The sequence below is a fragment of the Telluribacter humicola genome (genome assembly GCF_017355935.1).
GTDB classification, from domain to species: domain Bacteria; phylum Bacteroidota; class Bacteroidia; order Cytophagales; family Spirosomataceae; genus Telluribacter; species Telluribacter humicola.
The window spans coordinates 536,997-553,018 of record NZ_JAFIQT010000002.1 but is presented as its reverse complement, the minus strand read 5'-3'; the positions used below and the strand labels follow the sequence as shown (position 1 = coordinate 553,018).

At 47.9% G+C, this 16,022-nt stretch carries 17 protein-coding genes; 4 read left to right on the top strand and 13 right to left on the bottom strand.

Going from position 1 to position 16,022, the window contains the following annotated elements:
* Positions 1-52: 52 nt before the first annotated feature.
* Positions 53-1,114 (top strand): AI-2E family transporter, encoded by a 1,062-nt coding sequence (locus JUB14_RS13365; protein WP_207506741.1) that lies wholly within the window; start codon positions 53-55, stop codon positions 1,112-1,114.
* Positions 1,115-1,182: 68 nt separating this feature from the next.
* On the opposite strand, the gene JUB14_RS13360 is transcribed toward JUB14_RS13365, so the two are convergent.
* The 3 genes from JUB14_RS13360 to JUB14_RS13350 form a co-directional block, all read right to left on the bottom strand.
* The gene (locus tag JUB14_RS13360; protein WP_207506740.1) at positions 1,183-1,359 is read right to left on the bottom strand and encodes a hypothetical protein; all 177 of its coding nucleotides are present in this window, start codon (positions 1,357-1,359) and stop codon (positions 1,183-1,185) included.
* A 179-nt stretch (positions 1,360-1,538) separates the two neighbouring features.
* Positions 1,539-3,329 (bottom strand): transcription termination factor Rho, encoded by a 1,791-nt coding sequence (gene rho / locus JUB14_RS13355; protein WP_207506739.1) that lies wholly within the window; start codon positions 3,327-3,329, stop codon positions 1,539-1,541.
* Positions 3,330-3,602: 273 nt separating this feature from the next.
* The gene (locus JUB14_RS13350) at positions 3,603-4,766 is read right to left on the bottom strand and encodes a mechanosensitive ion channel family protein (RefSeq protein WP_207506738.1); all 1,164 of its coding nucleotides are present in this window, start codon (positions 4,764-4,766) and stop codon (positions 3,603-3,605) included.
* 430 nt (positions 4,767-5,196) lie between these two features.
* Here JUB14_RS13350 and JUB14_RS13345 point away from each other — a divergent pair, with 430 nt between their 5' ends.
* The 3 genes from JUB14_RS13345 to lptC all read left to right on the top strand — a co-directional run bounded on the left by JUB14_RS13345 (position 5,197) and on the right by lptC (position 7,866).
* Positions 5,197-5,925 carry a type III pantothenate kinase gene (locus tag JUB14_RS13345; protein ID WP_207506736.1) on the top strand — a complete coding sequence of 243 codons (729 nt, stop codon included), beginning with the start codon at positions 5,197-5,199 and terminating at the stop codon, positions 5,923-5,925.
* Positions 5,903-7,195, top strand: a complete 1,293-nt coding sequence (bamG, locus tag JUB14_RS13340; RefSeq protein ID WP_229367816.1) for a BamG family beta-barrel-assembly machinery protein — start codon at positions 5,903-5,905, stop codon at positions 7,193-7,195. The genes JUB14_RS13345 and bamG overlap by 23 nt, the downstream gene beginning before the upstream one ends.
* Positions 7,196-7,281: 86 nt before the next feature.
* Positions 7,282-7,866 carry an LPS export ABC transporter periplasmic protein LptC gene (gene lptC, locus JUB14_RS13335; RefSeq protein ID WP_207506734.1) on the top strand — a complete coding sequence of 195 codons (585 nt, stop codon included), beginning with the start codon at positions 7,282-7,284 and terminating at the stop codon, positions 7,864-7,866.
* Positions 7,867-7,909: 43 nt separating this feature from the next.
* Here lptC and JUB14_RS13330 read toward each other — a convergent pair whose 3' ends face one another.
* The 10 genes from JUB14_RS13330 to JUB14_RS13285 all read right to left on the bottom strand — a co-directional run bounded on the left by JUB14_RS13330 (position 7,910) and on the right by JUB14_RS13285 (position 15,937).
* Positions 7,910-8,350: a c-type cytochrome gene (locus tag JUB14_RS13330; protein ID WP_310586139.1), complete on the bottom strand. Its 441-nt coding sequence runs from the start codon at positions 8,348-8,350 to the stop codon at positions 7,910-7,912.
* Positions 8,347-9,012 carry an SCO family protein gene (locus JUB14_RS13325; RefSeq protein WP_207506721.1) on the bottom strand — a complete coding sequence of 222 codons (666 nt, stop codon included), beginning with the start codon at positions 9,010-9,012 and terminating at the stop codon, positions 8,347-8,349. The genes JUB14_RS13330 and JUB14_RS13325 overlap by 4 nt, the downstream gene beginning before the upstream one ends.
* A 44-nt stretch (positions 9,013-9,056) precedes the next feature.
* A complete protein-coding gene (locus tag JUB14_RS13320; protein WP_207506719.1) occupies positions 9,057-9,491 on the bottom strand; it encodes a viral A-type inclusion protein in 435 nt (144 codons plus the stop codon).
* A gap of 48 nt (positions 9,492-9,539) precedes the next feature.
* Positions 9,540-11,240 (bottom strand): DNA repair protein RecN, encoded by a 1,701-nt coding sequence (recN, locus tag JUB14_RS13315; protein ID WP_207506718.1) that lies wholly within the window; start codon positions 11,238-11,240, stop codon positions 9,540-9,542.
* Positions 11,241-11,472: 232 nt separating this feature from the next.
* Entirely contained in the window at positions 11,473-11,700 is a 228-nt protein-coding gene (locus JUB14_RS13310) for a hypothetical protein (protein ID WP_207506716.1), read from the bottom strand.
* Positions 11,701-11,718: 18 nt separating this feature from the next.
* A complete protein-coding gene (gene porD / locus JUB14_RS13305) occupies positions 11,719-12,633 on the bottom strand; it encodes a type IX secretion system protein PorD (protein ID WP_207506715.1) in 915 nt (304 codons plus the stop codon).
* On the bottom strand, positions 12,630-13,838 hold the full coding sequence (gene coaBC, locus JUB14_RS13300; protein ID WP_207506714.1) for a bifunctional phosphopantothenoylcysteine decarboxylase/phosphopantothenate--cysteine ligase CoaBC: 1,209 nt from the start codon (positions 13,836-13,838) through the stop codon (positions 12,630-12,632). The genes porD and coaBC overlap by 4 nt, the downstream gene beginning before the upstream one ends.
* A 133-nt stretch (positions 13,839-13,971) precedes the next feature.
* On the bottom strand, positions 13,972-14,289 hold the full coding sequence (locus JUB14_RS13295; protein ID WP_207506713.1) for a DNA-directed RNA polymerase subunit omega: 318 nt from the start codon (positions 14,287-14,289) through the stop codon (positions 13,972-13,974).
* 35 nt (positions 14,290-14,324) lie between these two features.
* A complete protein-coding gene (locus JUB14_RS13290; protein WP_207506712.1) occupies positions 14,325-15,245 on the bottom strand; it encodes an outer membrane protein assembly factor BamD in 921 nt (306 codons plus the stop codon).
* 74 nt (positions 15,246-15,319) lie between these two features.
* Positions 15,320-15,937, bottom strand: a complete 618-nt coding sequence (locus JUB14_RS13285) for a T9SS type A sorting domain-containing protein (RefSeq protein ID WP_207506710.1) — start codon at positions 15,935-15,937, stop codon at positions 15,320-15,322.
* Between the last annotated feature and the right edge of the window lie 85 nt (positions 15,938-16,022).

The following is a 16,022-nucleotide window of genomic DNA, read 5'->3' as shown; positions in this document are numbered from 1 at the left end:
TACTTATAGATACATGGTACGTATATCCACCAACTGAACGGCTTTACCACCCATGAATTCCGATACAACCCCACATCACAAGCAGGAAACCAACCTGACCCAGCGGCGGCTCATCGCGCTGGGCATGTTTCTCCTGGTGGTGTTTCTTCTGGCCCGGGCCTTCAATGTCCTGCTGCTTATTTTGGCCGGTACACTCTTTGCGGTGTACTTCCGGGGTACATCTAACCTACTGACCAGGCATACCAAACTGTCGGATGGCCTGTCGCTGGGGATAGTGATTGTAGGTACCTTACTGCTGCTGGGCGGACTCGTCTGGCTGCTGGCCCCCCAGATTTCTCAGCAGATATCTCAGCTCAGTCAACACCTCCCCAACTCGTACGAAAAAGTAAGGACCCAGTTAAAAGGTACATCCTGGGGCGAACCGCTGCTGAACAACCTGCCCCAAAACATTAACTTATCGGATATTAACAAAAGCTGGATCCAGAAAAGCATGGGGGTGTTTTCGGCTACGTTTGGCGTGCTGGCGGATATGTACATTATCTTATTTATAGGAGCATTCTTTACCGCTCAGCCGGGGCTATACAAAGAGGGCATCGTACTACTTTTCCCCCTTAGCAAGCGCCCAAGGGCCGCCGAGGTACTCAACACACTGGGTTCAACACTATACAAGTGGCTGCTCGGCAAGTTGTTTTCCATGCTCATAGTGGGTGTATTTACTATTGTAGGGCTGTACCTGATCGGCATACCTATGGCGCTGGCTCTTGGCATTATAGCGGGCTTACTCTCCTTTATTCCTAATTTTGGCCCCATCCTTGCCCTGATTCCAGCTGTTCTGATTGCCCTTACCCAGGGCACCAGCCAGGCACTGTATGTGGTACTGCTATACGTGGGTATCCAGTTTGTAGAAAGCAACCTGATTACGCCCCTGGTGCAGCATAAGATGGTAGAAATTCCACCCGCGATGGTTATCATTTCACAGGTTTTTATCGCTGCCTTTGCCGGACTGCTGGGGCTGATCCTGGCTACTCCCATTGCCGTAATTATCATGGTACTAGTCAAGATGGTTTATATCCAAGACTACCTGGGCGATAAGAATATTCAGATTAGTAAGTAGGCTGGCTGGTCAACACAAAAGGGCTGACACTGGTGTCAGCCCTTTTGTGTTAGGTTTACTTTACCTATTTACGATATAGCATTCTGCCCTTTGGTACCACCTGACTGGTCGTCTTCGGCGTTGCGGCTTTTGCTTATTTTCTCGCTGGCTTTGTTCTTCAGGTGGCTATCCTGTCCGGGCACTTCCTTTACATCCTCTTTGGAACGATGCATATCGTTACTCCCTTGATTGTGTCCTTTTTTCATAGCTTTAACTAGTTTGGTGGATACTATATACGTAACTATAACCCAGCTCTATTGTTAATTACATTTCTTAGTCAAACCAGTAGTTAAGTTTAATGATTAGGTTGCTCATCGGGTACTTCCCAAAAAAGCCCCGCCGGTGTACACCAGCGAGGCTATCAAGAGGAAGGATTTACAATATCTTAACGATTCATTGAAATCAGGAATTCGTCATTGTCACGGGTCCCCTTCATGTTGCTGAGCAGGAAGTCCATTGACTCCATCTGATTCATGTCGGACATATGCTTACGCAGGATCCATACTTTCTGAAGGGTCTCCTTGTCGAGCAGCAGATCCTCACGGCGAGTACCTGACGTCATCACGTCAATGGCAGGGAACACCCGCTTGTTCGACAGCTTACGGTCGAGCTGGAGTTCCATATTACCGGTACCTTTGAATTCTTCGAAGATTACCTCATCCATCTTGGAACCCGTATCGATCAGAGCCGTAGCGATGATCGTCAGCGAGCCACCGTTTTCGACGTTACGGGCCGCACCGAAGAAACGCTTAGGTTTGTGCAGTGCGTTGGCATCCACACCACCCGATAAGATCTTACCGGACGAAGGAACGACTGTATTATACGCACGAGCCAGACGCGTGATCGAATCCAGCAGGATTACCACATCGTGACCACACTCCACCATACGTTTGGCTTTTTCGAGAACAATGCTGGCAACCTTTACGTGGCGGTCGGCCTGCTCATCAAATGTAGAGGCAATAACCTCCGCCCGTACGCTACGCTGCATATCAGTCACCTCTTCCGGACGCTCATCGATCAGCAGGATCAGCAAGAACACCTCAGGGTGGTTACGGGTGATAGCGTTAGCAATTTCTTTAAGCAGAACGGTTTTACCGGTCTTAGGCTGAGCCACGATCATACCACGCTGACCTTTACCAATTGGGGCAAACAGATCAAGAATACGGGTTGAAAGCTGATCGGGACGAGTACTCAGGTTGAGACGCTCTTCGGGGAACAGCGGTGTCAGGTACTCAAAGGGAATACGGTCACGGATCTGCTCGGTAGTTTTACCATTTACGGTTTCCACGCGAAGCAGCGCAAAGTACTTCTCCCCTTCTTTAGGCGGACGTATTTGTCCTTTAACCGTATCACCGGTTTTCAAACCAAATAGCTTGATCTGCGAAGGAGATACATATATATCATCCGGACTAGCCAGGTAGTTATAGTCAGCTGAGCGCAGGAAGCCGTAGCCACCATCCTGCATGATTTCCAAAACGCCTTCGTTCAGGATCAGTCCGTCAAACTCCCTTACGTAGTTGTTGTAGTGGCGTTTGATCTTATTGGTATGATCCTCACGGGATTGAGAAGGAGCAGCAGAACGCTCGTTATCTTCCTGACGTGATTGCTGCATGTTTCTATCGTCTTCGCGGTGACCGTTTTCTGATACTGTAGGCTCAACCGTCACATTACGTACATCTACCTGCGCCTCCTCCGGTAAATTGGTACCAAAGTCATCCGAAATGTCCAGATCTTCACCTACATCAGCCGTTGTATCCACTACCTTGGAAGTAGGTGCCGCTGGCCTGTTGCCGGGCTGACCGCCTTTATTGGCAGGACGTCCGCGACGGGCTGCATTCTTGTCCTCCCTGGGGCCTCTGGCTTCTCTGGGTGCCAGATTAGCAGGAGCAGGAGTAGCAACAGCAGGGGCTGGTGCCGGTATAGGTGCAGGAGCAGATTCAGCGATTGGCTGAGTATCATCATCGGCAGCTTCTTTGGGACGACGTGTCCGCTTCCGCTTCGGCTCTTCCTCTGACTTATCAGTGGACTCTTCGGCGGGCATTATGGCCTGTTGGCTAAGTATTTTGTATACGAGGTCTTTCTTGGTGAGCTTGTTGTAGTCTTTTATACCAAACTTCTCCGCGATTTCCTTTAACTCTGATAAAAGTTTAAGGTTCAATTCATCAATTGTAAGCATACAGAAATGGGAAGTAAAGTAAACTTTACCAGGATAAATGATTGATTATGATAGTAGAAATAATAAGTTAAACAGACAGGTATGTTGAGGGATCACGTGTTGGAACTAATTCGTGAAATAAGAATACAGGTGGTGTGTATCGGCAACCGACAACTTGAAACTTGATAGGAAATTATAGGCTGGAATCGGCCGCAATGTTAGTGCGAAAAAACCGTGATGTCAATAAAGTATCGCCTATTTTTTTCTTATGTAACGCTTTCGATAGAAAAACGTTCAGAAGCCCTCTTTATTTTCAGCTTCGGCAGAGATATGAGGATTGTATTCATTGCGAATATACAGTTCCCTTGCCGGAAATGCAAACCTTGCTCCATGTTTCTCAATTATTTTTATAATAGATAGGTTTATTTCCTCTTTCACCTGGTTAAACTCCCTGACATCCTGGGTCAATACGTAGAAAATAACGAGTATATCCAAAGAGCTTTCACCAAAAGAATCGAAGCGTACGATACCCGGCTCCTGTCGGGTTTTCTCATGTTCATCAATAAGGGTCTGAATGGCTTTTACAATATCCTGCAGTACTTCAGAGGGTGTTTCGTAGCCTATTTTTACAAAGTAACGGGCACGCCTTAAACGTCGTTCGGTCAGGTTATCGAGGTTCTGTGAAGTCAGTAAGCGGTTGGGGATAGTCACGAGGCTCCCGTCGAACGTGCGGAGGCGGGTACTCCGGAAGCCAATGTTTTCGATGGTACCTTCGGTGCCGCCTACGTTGATGGAGTCACCCAGCGTAAACGGCCGGTCCAGCATGAGGGCAAAAGAAGCAAACAAGTTTTCGAGCGTTTCGCGGGCGGCCAGGGCTAAGGCCAAACCTCCGATACCCAAACTTGTCACCAGCGTCAGTACATCTACCTCGAATACTTTACCCAGTATAATAAAGATAACACCTATGACAAAGAAAAGTATAGATAGATCTCTGAAAAAAGGCACCAACTGATCATCCACCCTCGACTCGGTCTTTTCAGCTTTTCGGACGAATACCAATCCGACAAACTTTATGATCCGTACACCGCCCCAGCCAATGCCCAGGATCAACGCCGCCAGGTATAGCTTGTCGATCATCATCCTGAGGGCAGTTTTTCGGACATCGAACCATCCCCACACTTCAGGTACCTTTAACCGCTCAAAAGCAACAAACACGATCAGCAGAACCAGCAGGAATTCAACGGGAGGCCGGATCAGACGCAGAAATTCGGATAGGGGAACGCCCTCGGAGTCATTCCGGAATATCCGGAACACCCACTTGCTCATAAGGCGGGAAAGCGCTCTTTTGATCATGAATCCCACTACCAGAATACCTACTGCCCACAGGTAGTCTTCTACGGTATTGCGCCACACCACCGTCCTGAGCCAACTGCTTACTTCTGTCAGATCAAATTTCATTCGTCACTACTTGCGGTTAATTTTTATTCAGGAAAGTAGCCCATTTCTACACAGAGTCTCGCGCTCCTACCTGGCTACTTAGAGAGTATATAATAAGAATGTGCAGATACATAGCCGGAATTGCTTATCAGAACCAGCCTCACTTGAAAAACCAAACTTACTGTACATACTCAATGTTTGCAAGACTTCGCCCTAAGCACTACCTACACCTGATCCGACGCCGACTTATGATCGGTACAGTCAGAAACAAACGACCAACGCCTCATAGCCAGGTTAAAAAATGTTAATTAATTCATGCTCATAACGTATTCCACCACCTCCTACCTATCTTTGAGCCTAACTCATCATTGACTAAATACCCATACCAGATGGTGTATTTGTATTAAGAGGCTTTTCATTTGTCATCACAAAAGAGGAATTTTGCCAACCTATGAATATTGTAGTTGATTCTGGCAATACTTTCTCAAAAATCGGTTGGTTTTTGGGAGATCAACTCGTTGAGTATCGGGTGCGGCTCCACTTTGATGAACTGGTGTCAGCCATTCGCTCCTACCCCCCACAGCATCTTATTTATTCGTCGGTGAGTCGTCCGGTGGAAGAATTCCAGGCAGCACTCCAACTTGACATTCCTGTTCTGGATCTTAACGGGTATACACCGGTACCCATCACTAAAAACTATGATACACCTCATACGCTGGGGGCTGACCGGGTAGCGGCGGCAGTGGGGGCAGCATCCCTGTTTCCCAACGAGGACCTGATCGTGATAGATATGGGTACTTGTATTACATACGACTATGTAGATAGCGGCGGTAACTTTCAGGGAGGGCTGATTTCGCCCGGCCTGCGTATGCGATTTAAAGCCATGCATTCGTTTACTGAAAGGCTCCCCCTCGTCGAATCAGATGAAATACCTCCGCTGGTAGGCAAGAATACGACCCACGCCATGCAGAGCGGCGTCATGAACGGCCTGCTGGGAGAATTGAACGGAATTATTGAATCATATCGTCAAATCGCACCAGCCAGTAAAGTGGTGATGTGCGGCGGCGACGCACCTTTTTTTGAAAGTCGTCTGAAACCGACCATATTTGCAGTGCCAGAACTGGTACTGATTGGACTGAACCGAATATTACTACACAATGTCGCTTTACAGCAGGATTAAATCTCTCTCCGCCGGGCTTATGCTGGCGGGCCTCTTCTCCACCTCATTTTCAGCACTCTACGCACAGGGCTTAGGCAATTCGCCCTATTCAGTACTGGGTCTTGGTGAATCATACAGTGATGCCTTTGCCCCCAGCCAAAGTATGGGCGAAGCCGGATCGAGCGTCAGCAACGGTATCCATATTAACAATCTTAACCCTGCTCTCTGGGTTCGTAACCGTTATACAACATTTGAGTTTGGTACGATTGGTCAGTACAAGCAAATAGCCAGTACTACCGCCACTCAACGTGACCTTGGCGCCAACCTGGCTTATCTGGCCATTGCCTTCCCGGCTGCTCCCAAGTGGACACTGGGCTTCAGCCTGAAACCATACAGCTTTGTTGACTTTGAAAGTCGTACAACTGCTAAAGTACCTGGCACCATTTACGATGCCTACTACTACTATACAGGGCGTGGTGCCGTCAATAAGGCCGCCTTTACCAATGCTTTCCAGATTGGTAAGTACCTGAGCCTAGGTTTGGAAACTTCCTATCTGTTTGGTAATGTCAAAAGATCTTCCGAATCGCAGTTACTGATTGGTGACGGCAAGGACTACCTAGTAAGCCGCAACGAACGTACCAGTTATGCTGACGTTTCTTTCCGGGGAGGAGCCGCGCTTCGTTTTCCTCTCAAAAAAGATAATAAGCTGAACCTGAACCTGGGTGGCTCATATAGCTTCGGTACCAACCTCAATGCCCGTCAGACCACCAGCTTTGACCTAACTCAAAGTTCGTTCCCCATCGGACAACCTGATACGCTGACGAATAATGCGCAGGGAAGTGTGTACCTACCCTCCCAGTACCGTATGGGTGTCAGCCTGGAGTGGCCGTTCCGGTTTACCATTGCAGCGGACTATGAGCACCAGTCATGGGGCGCATTCCGCAGCTTTGCCAATACCAATGATGGCTTTGCCAATTCAAACAAAATACACATAGGAGCTGAGTATATCCCCCGCTTTACCTCTACCCGCTATCTTGATCTGGCTGCTTACCGGGTAGGCTTTACCCACGGCAAGTCTCCCTATAGTCCCGCAGGTAACCAAATCAATGATACCAGCGTAAGTATGGGTATTACCCTGCCTATCGGGCGTGGTGGTAACTCCTTTACTCTTAGCTTCATCGGAGGACAGCGTGGCGTCATCAGCAACCAGGCTATCCGTGAGCGTTACGGCCGGGTTCTTCTTGGGCTGTCTCTGACGGATGTATGGTTTGTGAAGCAACGTATTGACTAGTATCCGGGTCTAACTTCAACCTCTTTAGCTGTAAAACAAGGAGACTAAGGAAACGTAGTTACGCTGACAGGTGTTAAGTACACAATATGGTATGGTCTAATAAAATAGCATCAGTAGTACCTTTGGGAGGTAAGATACTGTCTTCTGTAAGTATAGTATTGTTATCCTGGCTGTTTGTAGCCTGTGATGATGATAAGAACAAAGTAGCTGTGCCTTATAAGGGGCCCGTTGAGGAAGTTAACGATGTACGGGTACTATACAGTGAAAAAGGGAATCTTAAAGTGGAGATGAAGACTCCCAAGCAGTTTCGGTACGAGAACGAAAACAAGATATTTCCGGATACGATCAACATCAACTTTTTTGATGATACCGGCAGTAGTGTAGTAACTACCCTCCGGGCTGACTCGGGCCGATATGACAACTCCAAGAGCCTGTATGTAGTGAAGGGAAATGTGCGGGTGGTGAACTCACAAACGCAGGAACGCCTGGCTACGACTGAACTCTACTGGAACCCTAATACAAAGAAAGTCTACACGGATAAGGCCGTTACCATTGAAAAACGGCTGACCGGTGATATTGTCAAAGGTATTGGGCTGGATGCGGAGCAGGACTTCTCCCAGACTTCAATACGCAAACCAACAGGTATATTTAGCATTGAAGCTCCTTACTAGGAGCTTCAATGCTTTTATGACTACATCCTGTAAGTACTTCTTTCTATTTATTCTCACACTGGTTAAGTACCTCTACCACCTTCTCCGTATTGGTATAGGTACTGTCTTTTCCCCAGGTGTTGTACACGTACGTAGCGATCTCCGCTATTTCCAGATCTTTAAGGTTGGGATTTGCGGGCATGGGCCGGTTGTACGTTTTTCCATTCACCGTTATTTCACCGGACATCCCATAGCGGGTAATACAGATAAACCAGGACTTGTCATTGAGGTAATCTGACCCGGCCAGGGGTGGATACAGGTTAGCCAACCCCTGCCCATCGGCCTGGTGGCAGTTGGCACAGTGGGTGGTATACAACTGGTAGCCTTCGGCGTAGTACTGATCCCTTTTGAGCTCCTCAGAACTTTGGCAGGCAGCCAGTAAGGCCACTAATGTGCCAAAGGCAAAGGCAAAGGCGCTGACTTTTTGTAAGCGAAATGTAATCACGATTGTTTGTACTCAGCTAGTAGCGTTTTGAGATCCTGTATAAGTTTTTGGGTGCCGTCTTCGGTGGTACCGTCATATATGCCGCGTACCCGTTTCTGCTTGTCCACCAGGATAAACGCTCCACTGTGTATATAGCCTCCTTCGGCCAGGGAGTCTTCGTTGGCAGTTACCATGTAGCTCCCCTGCCCTATCTCATAGATCTTCTCCTTGGGTCCCGTTACAAACTGCCACTGCTTACCCGTCACACCCAGGTCCTTGGCATACTCATTAAGTACCTCAGGCGTATCGTGAGCGGGATCAATGGTGTGCGACAGGATCATCACCTCCGGATTTCCCTTGATCTCGTCATATACCTTAATCATCTGCTTCTTCATGACAGGGCAGATAGTCGGGCAGGAAGTAAAAAAGAAATCACTTATATAGATTTTCCCGTCCAGGTCCTTCTGAGTAACAGTATCACCGTATTGGTTAACAAAGGCGAAGGAAGGGATGGTATGGTATACGGTATCTACTACTTCCTTGCCATCTACCGTTTTGGTGACCGCGTCCCGCTCCCCCAGTATAGGCAGTTTTTTATCTTCAGTACTGCAGCCAGTAGCCAGGACAACTAAAGCAATTGCCGTCAGACTGGCTATCCATTCTTTTTTATTTATAAGCATCATTGGTAATCATTTGGTCAACACTCCGAAGGCACCAATAGCTTCGGCTATTTTTTCAGAAAACCTTCCGCCTCCTGAATACTTTTCAGGGTTTTATCCTTTACCACTGTTATCTTCCCTTTCTCATTATTGAAGTACTTCAGTGCCTGGTCAGCAGGTAGCGCCTTGGCCGAATCCCCTTTGTACTGGTACATCCACTCCATCATCAGGCTATCTGCCAGCACAAGCTGACGAGAAAGATCCGCTGCTTTCAGACGCTCCTCAGCTACGGTATTGCTACTTACTCCTTCCTGCTGCATACTATCCAAAGAAGCGATTTTAGCGTTGAGGTTATGTTTCAGCTTCATTACATCATCCATTTTGGGCATTACCTCATCGTGTATGGTGAGTACTTCTTTCTCGGCTTCCTGTACCTGATCTTTTTCCTGATTACAACTCCAGAGAGCTACTAACGATAGAACAGCAAGTGTCTTAAGATTCATAATGTGGTATGTTGATTGAAGGGGGTATTGTATAACAGATTAGTATCGTCAGGATAATTTGGGTTGTTTTTTCTTACCAGTACTGCTACTGCTGTAGGTTCCGTTCAGGATTTCGCGGGCGTTATGTACCACAGTCTCCGATGGAGTACGTCCTCCGATCATTTGGGCTATCTCCATCACGCGCTCCTCAAAGGTGAGTCTGCGGATGCGGCTTACGGTTCTGGCCGATGAGTTGTCTTTATATACAAAGTAATGAGCAGTACCCTGGGCGGCGATCTGGTGCAGGTGCGTGATGGCAATGATCTGATGGCTATGGGCCATGTGCTGCATCATATTACCCATCTTGATAGCGATCTCACCCGACACACCGGTATCAATCTCGTCAAATATGATGGTAGGTAGCTTACGCTTATCAGCCAGGATGTACTTAAACACCATCATCAAGCGGGAGAATTCACCTCCGGAGGCTACGTTACGAAGCTCCTGCGGACGAATCCCCTTATTAGCGCTGAACAGGAACGATATAAAGTCAGTACCATCTACCGTAGGAGCTACCTGCGATACTTCAATAGAGAGTGAAGCATTGGGCATACCCAACTCAAACAGCCAGCGGCAGATCTGCTGCTCAATTTCAGTCGTAACCGCCAGACGGGAGGCGGAAAGCTTTTCAGCACTTTTTGCCATGCGCTCCTGGGTAGTATCTACGTCCAGTTTTGCTTTCTGAAGCTCATCATCAAGGTTAAGTACCTTGCTTACTTTAGCCTCCAAATCGTGCTGAATGTCCAGTAGTTCCTGTAGGGTACGTACCTGGTGTTTTTGCTGAAGTTGATACAGTTGATCCAGACGCTCACGTACCACGATGGTACGCTCATCATCAATATCAACCATACTCCCCGCGTTGCTGATTTCGTCGGCCAGATCGCGTAATTCAATGAGCGCGCTCTGTGCCCGCTCACGCAGTAGCTCGTAATCCGACACCAGGCGGCTTGCCTGCGTCAGGGTACCTATGGTGCTTTTCAGCATGTCCAGTACCGATTGCTCCGGATTGTCGAGGTAGTCGTACGCCAGCTGCAGACGCTCTTTGATCTCGACGGCATTTTCCAGCAGATTGAGCTCACGCTCAAGCTGATCCTGCTCATCAGGCTGAATATTAGCCTCGCTCAGCTCCTGGTAAAGAAAGTTGTTGTAGTCAAATTCCTTCCGCATCCGGCCGGCCTCTGAGTTGAGTCGTTCGTAGGTATCGCGGGCCTGCTTGTAGGCGCGGTAGTCGCTCCGGTACTTCTTAAGCAGGGCATCGTTGGTGGCGTAGGTATCTACCACCTGTAGCTGGAATTCGTTATTACCCAGCATAATGGTATCGTGCTGGGAATGGATATCCATAAGCTGGTCAGTCACCCGGCGCAGTGTATCCAGGTTAACAGGAGTGTCATTCACAAAGGCGCGTGACTTACCCGACGGGCTGATTTCGCGACGTACAATACAGCTCTGGGTGAAATCCAGCTCCTCTTCATCAAATATATGTTCAACCGCATAACCCGATACATCAAATGTACCTTCTATGACACATTTCTGAGCTGGGTCGTACAGTGATTTACTATCGGCCCGGTTGCCCAGCAACAGACCTATAGCACCCAGCATGATAGATTTTCCGGCACCCGTCTCACCCGTGATGATATTCAACTGCGGATCAGGCGATAGCTCAAGGTGCTCAATAAGAGCGTAATTCTTGATCAGTAAGTTTGAAAGCATGTTGTTGTGGACTGTTAAAGAGCGGTCCGTCGAGAATGCAGGAAAATACAGTACGGGCAGTTAGACAATCTACCTCAAACCGAAAAAAACACCAGTCAGATACCTCTAGTACCAGCACCGGCGCCCATGGCTTATTTACCTGTTCTCCCTGCGAAGTTAATCAAGTATTCAACAAATCAGAAGCTGCAGGGGTTCGGTATAGGTAAAAGATATTCAATAAAATAGCAGAGGCTCAGTAGGGGCTTTTTTTGTCGTAGATAACTTCCTCCATTTCAGCTACCGATATAGCATGGCGGTGTCCCCGTGAGTCCTGTACCGTTAGTAGATCAGGCGTAAAAGACAGCAGTTTGCCAAAGTGGGTATGGCCGCTACGCAGTACCACGTGGAGGTCATGTCCGGATAGTTCGTTAAGCCGGGCGGGTACATCCGCCGCAAAAATCCGGATCAGTCGTTTACTCATAAATAGAGGTAGGTATTCTTATTGAATCAGTTTACGATACAGTTCGGTTTTGGCCGGGTCCATCGAAGACAGCAGGGTGTATACTTGCTGACGCTCCTCCGGGCCAGCCTCCTTCATCATATTATATAGCTCCTCCGACTTGGCATCAAAAAAGGAATTGATCACGATAGCGCCCGGACGGAGTTGTGATACCTGCTTGATAGTACTGAGTACTTCCATCACCTTCTTTCGGGTCTGGCCGGGAGTTTCGGTAGCGGTATCGAGCCCCTGACGATGGTAGGCATAAAGACCTTCGCGAAAAGGAATAAACTGCTGACTCATGAGGTTCTCTATAAGCCAGTAGCGGTTGCGCGTATCCGTATTGTTCCAGGCTTTCTGGAAGGTTGAGGCGTTTCGGGCCAGCGTAGCCAGATTGAAAGCCCGCTGAATAAATGGACTCCCCCCCTGCTTACTGAACGAGTCATAATCCAGCGCCAGCGCTATATAGGCATAGTACGCCAGCGTAAAAGGTAGCTCGTCGGTATAGTTATTTTCGTTAAAAAACATCGGGCTGTTAGGCAGGTACGTAAAGTTGAAGAGACGGTCAACGTACGTAAACAGAACCGATTCATAGGTGGAGTTATAGACCGGACGGGTGATAATCAGCTGGGCGTTGGCCTCATAGCTCCCCTGCGTCACCGACCGGATCAGGTTAATATTCAGCTTGCACTTAATACGCTCTTCGGGAGCAAACTGGTCGTTGGTCCAGCGGGTATTGTTCAGGAAGTCAGTAATGTACGTCTTCAGCTGATCCATCGTCTGCGCGTCCGTTTTCTGCTGCGCAAACAGCTGGTCATAATTCAGGTTGACAGTAAAATTCAGTTCCTGAGCCTGTACTGATGCCCCCCCAATCCATAACATAATACAAAGCCACCGGAAAAGTCCCTTTTTCATACTTCACTCCATTTATCTATAATAATCTCCATAATATCGCGGGCTGCCTTCTGCTTGGATTTCAGCTCGTACTGCCGGATACGTTCTTCTTTGTCAATAACGGTAATTTTGTTGGTATCGTGTGCAAAGCCCGCTCCTGCATCATTCAGAGAGTTCAGCACGATGTAGTCCATATTTTTGCGCATGAGCTTATCCATGGCATTGGCCAGTTCATTGTCAGTTTCCAGGGCAAAGCCTACCAGCAACTGCCCCGCACGCTTTTGAATACCCAGCGTAGCCGCAATATCAACGGTCTTTAGCAGCTCCAGATTCAGTACTTCCTCTTTCTTTTTGATCTTTTGCGTAGCAGCCTGAGCCGGTTTATAATCAGCCACTGCCGCCGTCAGGATGGTAAGGTCACTTTGGGAGAAATGCTCCTGTGCCGCCTCGTACATCTCCTGCGCCGACTGTACTTTTATAATCCGGATCGTGTCATCAGGACTAGGCAGTGAAGTAGGTCCACTCACCAGCGTGACCTGTGCTCCTGCATAGGCGAAGGCCCGAGCCAGGGCAAAGCCCATTTTACCCGTTGAATAGTTACTGATGTACCTTACCGGATCGATGGCTTCCTGCGTAGGACCGGCCGTAATAAGTACCCGCTTCCCTACGGCCACATCCCGCCGGAAGAAATGCTTCTCCAGTAGGGCCAAAATGGCTTCGGGCTCGGCTAAACGTCCATCCCCTACCAGTCCACTGGCTAATTCACCATAGCCGGCCTCAATGAGGGTATTTCCATAGGATGCCAGCCGTTGCAGATTACTTTGGGTGCTGGGGTGGTGATACATATCCAGATCCATGGCGGGAGCAAAAAATACCGGGCAGCGGGCCGAAAGGTACACCGCCGTCAGCAGATCATCGCACAGACCATTAGCACACCTGGCCAGCGTATGGGCAGTAGCCGGGGCTACTATCATAGCATCAGCCCAGAGGCCCAGCTCCACGTGATTATTCCAGGTACCGTCTTCCCCTTTTGTATAAGTGGTTAGAGCTGGTCGCTTTGAGAGAGTAGCCAGGGTAAGTGGCGTGATAAAATCATGGGCCGACTCGGTCATCATGACCTGTACCTCAGCCCCTGCTTTAATCAGTAACCTTACCAGCAGGGCCGACTTATAGGCAGCGATACTACCCGATACTCCTACGATTATTTTTTTACCTGACAGAAACAAGGTTGATCAAGATTTAGATGATTGACCTATTGACTAAGCGGACGCTTATACTTGTGACAAGGCAATACTAAAAAAAGCAGCCGTACGAACAAATTATCGGTTCGTACGGCTGCTCCTTTAATACATGATACTCTTAGACGTTGTCCTCTTCAGCGTTGCGGTGAGCGAAGTAGGTCTTGCCTTCAAGGAACTCATCGATGGCAATGCTGCTGGCCTTAGGCATACGCTCGTAAAACTTAGAGATTTCGATTTGCTCACGGTTTTCGAACACCTCTTCGAGGTTGTCAACGCCCGAAGCAAACTCGGCCAACTTATTATTAAGTTCTTCTTTCATCTTGCTTGAAATCTGACGGGCACGCTTCGAGATGATCGAAACCGACTCATACAGATTACCCGTACCAGCAGCGATTTTGTCGGTGTCACGAGTTACAATAGATGGATTCGTTGCCATAATCTTATCTTATTTTTACTTTTAGTTATAGTCTGTTATTTAATTGAAGACGAGGCTTCCGAGGTAGTTACCCTACCTGGCTTGGTAGCCGGATCACCTTCTTTTTCCTTCTTCTGTAGTTTTGCTTTTTCGGCAGCAGCGATACGATCCAGTTCCTGCATGCTCTCGCCGTATAACTTTTCGGCAGTACGAACGTATTGGCTCTGAGGATATTTATCAATAAATGATTGGTAGTACTTAACTACGTCCTCGTAGCGCTCTTTCTGCTTTGATGCAAAGCTGCTCTTAGCCAGGTTGTACTGAGCATCTACCCGCAGGTACGAAAGCTCTTCGTTAAAGTTGGAATCAGGAAAATCCTTCTGGAAATTTCCGATTGATATCACGGCTGACTTCAGGGAAGCCAGGTTAAAATCACTGATCTTGTAGTATAGCTTTGCCTTTTCGTAGGCTTTCAGCTCAAGCTTGTTGCGCAGCTCCATAATAAAGCGGGTACACTCATTACGGAAGGGGCTTTCAGGATAGGTATTGATAAAGTCCTGCATAGCTGAGATAGCCGTCAAAGTACTCGTCTGATCCAGGTTGTGCGGGGCTGAGTCTTTATAAAGGGAGAAAGCATGCATATACAGGGCTTCGTGGGCATACTCACTACGTGCATACGTGTCGTAGAACTTCTTGAACAGGTACTGGCTCATATTGTAAAGCCCCTGATGGTACTGTGTGTAGGCGTAGTAAAACTGCGCCATTTCGGACTCTGTACTGCCTTTCAGGATTGGAATCAGCTCTTCAAAAAGCAGTCCTGCCTTATAGAACTCCCCTTTTTTGTAGTAGTTGACAGCCGCCTCATACTTTTCCTGGTCGGTACCTGACTTCTGCAGCTTAGCAAAAGGGCTGCACGAGGTAATAAATAATACGGCGATTATCAGTAAGAAATAACCCGCAGTTGTGTTCTTTCGCATAGGGTTGCAAAGATAATAAAAAAAGCTACACCAATCTAACGAAAGGGTAGCTAAGAAAGTGCCTTAAAGTAAAGTTATTGCTGATGGCGAACAAGCATTTTCTTGGTAGCCACTTTTTTACCCTCAACGGCCAATTGGTAGAAGTATATTCCCGTAGGTAGTTCACGGGTATTGACATTGAGTTTAGTATCGTTTTTGTCCAGAGAAAACTCCGCCACTGGCGACCCTAACACATTGTATATAATGAGCTTAGCATCACGCACCGACGAACTCAGCGTATAGTCGATTTCGGCAGATTCATTGGCCGGATTAGGATAGATATTCGATACAGTAATACGGTCGCTGGAGTACAGTTTTTCTTCTACCCGCTCCTTATCCTCAAACCCATAACCACGACGCTCACTACGATCAACCTGAGCTACTACGGGAGCAGCCTCACGTGGCGTTGCCAGCTGAGCCGCTGACGGATTAGCAAACATCAGTGACCGATAGTAGTCGTTCAGCGCATTATGCTTAGGCAGTGCCAGGGGTTTGTATTCTATAACGGCCGGCTGTCTGACCAGCGTCGGCCGATCCAGCCCTGCCGGCTGCTTTTTATAAGCCATATCCAAACGGCTGCGGGTCGCAGTAGTCTGGGCCTGAGCAATGGCTGCGGTGAATACTATATATGCAATAAGTAGAGTTTGTTTCATGGCATTTATTTAGGTACGCGCCAGTAAATAGAGTGTAAGTACTGGTCCTTTTTACAAAAATATACATAAAAAATTGTACTATCAA

What these genes read in the sequence shown, in the direction of transcription:
- JUB14_RS13360 (WP_207506740.1), bottom strand. Translation starts at nt 1,359, where the DNA reads ATGAAAAAAGGACACAATCAAGGGAGTAACGATATGCATCGTTCCAAA.
- bamG (WP_229367816.1), top strand. Translation starts at nt 5,903, where the DNA reads ATGTCGCTTTACAGCAGGATTAAATCTCTCTCCGCCGGGCTTATGCTG.
- recN (WP_207506718.1), bottom strand. Translation starts at nt 11,240, where the DNA reads ATGCTTTCAAACTTACTGATCAAGAATTACGCTCTTATTGAGCACCTT.
- JUB14_RS13310 (WP_207506716.1), bottom strand. Translation starts at nt 11,700, where the DNA reads ATGAGTAAACGACTGATCCGGATTTTTGCGGCGGATGTACCCGCCCGG.
- JUB14_RS13285 (WP_207506710.1), bottom strand. Translation starts at nt 15,937, where the DNA reads ATGAAACAAACTCTACTTATTGCATATATAGTATTCACCGCAGCCATT.
- JUB14_RS13320 (WP_207506719.1), bottom strand. Translation starts at nt 9,491, where the DNA reads ATGAATCTTAAGACACTTGCTGTTCTATCGTTAGTAGCTCTCTGGAGT.
- porD (WP_207506715.1), bottom strand. Translation starts at nt 12,633, where the DNA reads ATGAAAAAGGGACTTTTCCGGTGGCTTTGTATTATGTTATGGATTGGG.
- JUB14_RS13325 (WP_207506721.1), bottom strand. Translation starts at nt 9,012, where the DNA reads ATGATGCTTATAAATAAAAAAGAATGGATAGCCAGTCTGACGGCAATT.
- JUB14_RS13350 (WP_207506738.1), bottom strand. Translation starts at nt 4,766, where the DNA reads ATGAAATTTGATCTGACAGAAGTAAGCAGTTGGCTCAGGACGGTGGTG.
- JUB14_RS13365 (WP_207506741.1), top strand. Translation starts at nt 53, where the DNA reads ATGAATTCCGATACAACCCCACATCACAAGCAGGAAACCAACCTGACC.
- lptC (WP_207506734.1), top strand. Translation starts at nt 7,282, where the DNA reads ATGGTATGGTCTAATAAAATAGCATCAGTAGTACCTTTGGGAGGTAAG.
- JUB14_RS13345 (WP_207506736.1), top strand. Translation starts at nt 5,197, where the DNA reads ATGAATATTGTAGTTGATTCTGGCAATACTTTCTCAAAAATCGGTTGG.
- JUB14_RS13290 (WP_207506712.1), bottom strand. Translation starts at nt 15,245, where the DNA reads ATGCGAAAGAACACAACTGCGGGTTATTTCTTACTGATAATCGCCGTA.
- JUB14_RS13295 (WP_207506713.1), bottom strand. Translation starts at nt 14,289, where the DNA reads ATGGCAACGAATCCATCTATTGTAACTCGTGACACCGACAAAATCGCT.
- rho (WP_207506739.1), bottom strand. Translation starts at nt 3,329, where the DNA reads ATGCTTACAATTGATGAATTGAACCTTAAACTTTTATCAGAGTTAAAG.